Consider the following 2,952-nt stretch of genomic DNA (forward strand, 5'->3'; position numbering starts at 1 on the left):
TCGCCGTAGGTGTTGTGGACCTCGGCGACCACCGCGCGGAGCGTCTCGCCCGAATAGCACCAGAACACGGTCAGCGGATCGAAAACGTATCCGAGCACCCGGGCATTGGCCAGCATCAGCACCCGGCCATCAGGGCCGAGGTCGACGTCGCGCACTGCCAGAAACTTCTCCACATTGCTCTTGATTCGGAGCAGTTGGGCTCCTGGATCGGTCTGCTCGGACGCCGGCCCCGGGTCCCCCAGGTGATCTCTGGCATACAACCGGGCGAAAGGCCGCAACACCACAGGCAGGCGGAACGGCTCGGCCAGGTCCACGAGCCATTGGTAGACGCGGTGATCGAATCCGTGTGAGAGCGGCGTTCGTCGCAGATGCCGAACCCGCCCCGGCACGATCGCCGGGGTCGGTGGTAGAGCCGCCGACGCGCTCATTCCCAGGCGGCCCCGAAATGTTCCGCGGCCGCCACCCCCGACCGACAACCGTCTTCGTGGAAGCCCCAGCCGTGGTAGGCACCGGCGTAGGCGGTCTGGCCGGTGCACAGCTCGGGCAATTGTTTCTGCGCGGCAACCGCTTCGGGTGTGTAGACCGGGTGGGTGTAGGCCATGGACGCGATGATCGATGCCGATTCGATCCGATCCCGGCCGTTGAGTGTGACGTAGTACTGGGTGGGACCGAGTAGACCCTGCAGCCGGTTCATCCAGTAGGTGACCACCGGTGGCGCATTGTCGGTGCCGACTGCCGGGGTGAGGTAGTTCCAGCTGGCGCGCGCCCGTGTTGCGGTGGGCATCAGCGAGGAATCGGTATGCAGAATCGTCTCGTTGGCCGAGTAGCCGAAGGCCCCAAGCACCTGTTTCTCGGCCGCCGACGGATCGGCCAGCAACTCGAGCGCCTGGTCGGCGTGCGTGGCCACGACCACCCGATCGAAGACCCGGTCGGGGTGACCGGCTGCGCTGATCCGCACGCCGTCGTCGCCGCGCTCGATCCGCGTGACCGGAGCTCCGATGACCACGTCGTCGAGAAGGGCACCGATGCGCTCGACGTACGTCGCGGAACCGCCGCGCACGGTGTACCACCGGGGCGAACCCTTGACGGTGAGCATCCCGTGATTGTCGAGGAACGCGAACAGGTAGCGCGCGGGGTAGTCGAGCGACGCCGTCGCACCGGTCGACCACACGCAGGAGACCAGCGGGATCGCGAACATCCGGACGAAGTAGTCGGAGAATCCGTGCTGCGCCAGGAACTCTCCATACGTGCGCAGGCTGCCGTCCTCGGCCTCGGCGAGGTGTACCGCCGCGACCCGATGGAATCGTTTGACCTCCAACAACATTCCCACGAACTCACGATCGACGAAACGGCTCCGCTGGGCGAAGATCCCGGCGAACCCTCGGCCGCCGGCGTATTGCACACCTGACGGCCGGTCGTTGATGCTCATGCTCATCTCGGTGGGAACCACCTCGACACCCAACTCCGAGAACATCTTTCGAAGGAGTGGATAGGTGCGCTCGTTGTGGACGATGAAACCCGAATCGACACGAACCCGCGCCTGCCCGGAACCGAGCGTATGGGTGTGGGCATGACCGCCGAGTCGATCGTCGCTCTCATAGAGGGTCACGGCATGGTTGCCGCGGAGCAGATACGCGGCGGTGAGTCCCGACACACCAGACCCGACCACTGCCACCGACGTCAAATGAGAACTCCCTGAAAGGTCACCTATGCCAGTGTAGGGGTTCGGCCGGGTGGGGCCGGGTCACCGCCGGTCGGCCCGGCTCGAACTCGCCGGGGTCGACAGGCTGGGGCGCTGGCGGGTCACGGCGGAACACACAAGCCAATGCGTCCCGTCGACGGCCACGAGAATGTACTGTGCCCGCAGGCGCGCTTTCGAAACGGGGAAATTGTTGATCATCGAGACCGACCGACTGGTCTTGCGGCCGGTGTCGCACCGCGACGCCGACCAGCTTGTAGAACTGGACAGCGATCCCGCAGTGATGCGGTACGTGACCGGTGGTGCCTCCACACCACGCGAGGTCATCGAAGAATGGACGATCCCGCGAGCTGTCGCCGAGGCCTCACATCGCAGCGGCGCCGGACTGTGGGTCGCTCTCGACCGGCTCGACCTGGTCGCAGCCCGATCTGTCGGCCACCCCGAGCCCGCCAGCAGCTTCGTCGGATGGTTCGGCGTCCGCGCACCCCGCCATTCGTCGGAATCGGAGTTCGAACTCAGCTACCGACTCTGCCGCAGTATGTGGGGCCGAGGTCTGGCCACCGAAGGCGCTCGCGCCCTCGTTCAGCAGGCATTCGATGATCGCGGCGTTCGCCGGCTCTTCGCCGGGACGATGGCTGTCAACACCGCCTCTCGGCGGGTGATGGAAAACTGCGGCCTGCGACTCGTCCGGCTGCACGACTGCGCCGACACCTCGATCACCGGTTCCGAACGGGGCGAGGTCGAGTACGAGATTCTCCGAACCGATTGGGAATCAAGTGCTTTCCCCTGGGCGCACGCCGCGCGCACCAGCACACATCTGATCGCCTGACCCGGCCACTTCCGGTGGCGCCGCCCTCGCACGCACCTTGGCGCGACCGATCCCCGCTCACCAACTACCGTAGACAGCGTGCGGATCCCACCACTCCCTTGAGATCCCGGCCGCAATTCGCCAACCGACAGGAGATGGTCATGAGCAAGGAGACTGCAGTTTCGACCCGACACAAGGTGGTGGTGATCGGATCCGGCTTCGGTGGCCTGTTCTCGACCCAGCACCTGAAGAAGGCCGATGTCGACGTCACCTTGATTGCCCGGACCACCCACCACCTCTTCCAACCGATGCTCTACCAAGTCGCGACCGGCATCATCTCCGAAGGTGAGATCGCCCCGGCGACCCGCGTCATCCTGCGCAAACAGGCCAACGCGAAGGTCCTGATGGGCAATGTCGAAAAGATTGACCTGGAGAACAAGGTCGT

Annotated in this window: 4 protein-coding genes; 2 read left to right on the forward strand and 2 right to left on the reverse strand. The window is 65.2% G+C overall.

Annotation, left to right across the window (positions count from 1 at the left end; genetic code table 11):
* Both VIQ49_RS16555 and VIQ49_RS16560 read right to left on the reverse strand, forming a co-directional pair.
* The coding region (locus VIQ49_RS16555; protein WP_331886542.1) for a DUF1365 family protein at window positions 1–428 on the reverse strand (428 nt) is incomplete at its 3' end.
* The gene (locus tag VIQ49_RS16560; protein WP_331886544.1) at window positions 425–1,684 is read right to left on the reverse strand and encodes an NAD(P)/FAD-dependent oxidoreductase; all 1,260 of its coding nucleotides are present in this window, start codon (window positions 1,682–1,684) and stop codon (window positions 425–427) included. The genes VIQ49_RS16555 and VIQ49_RS16560, both read right to left, overlap by 4 nt.
* 208 nt (window positions 1,685–1,892) lie before the next feature.
* Here VIQ49_RS16560 and VIQ49_RS16565 point away from each other — a divergent pair, with 208 nt between their 5' ends.
* Both VIQ49_RS16565 and VIQ49_RS16570 read left to right on the forward strand, forming a co-directional pair.
* The gene (locus VIQ49_RS16565) at window positions 1,893–2,528 is read left to right on the forward strand and encodes a GNAT family N-acetyltransferase (protein ID WP_331886546.1); all 636 of its coding nucleotides are present in this window, start codon (window positions 1,893–1,895) and stop codon (window positions 2,526–2,528) included.
* 134 nt (window positions 2,529–2,662) lie between these two features.
* On the forward strand, window positions 2,663–2,952 hold a 290-nt coding region (locus VIQ49_RS16570), incomplete at its 3' end, for an FAD-dependent oxidoreductase (protein WP_414731649.1).

Origin of the sequence: Williamsia sp. (assembly GCF_036566845.1) — a bacterium.
In the GTDB taxonomy this organism is placed as follows: domain Bacteria; phylum Actinomycetota; class Actinomycetes; order Mycobacteriales; family Mycobacteriaceae; genus Williamsia.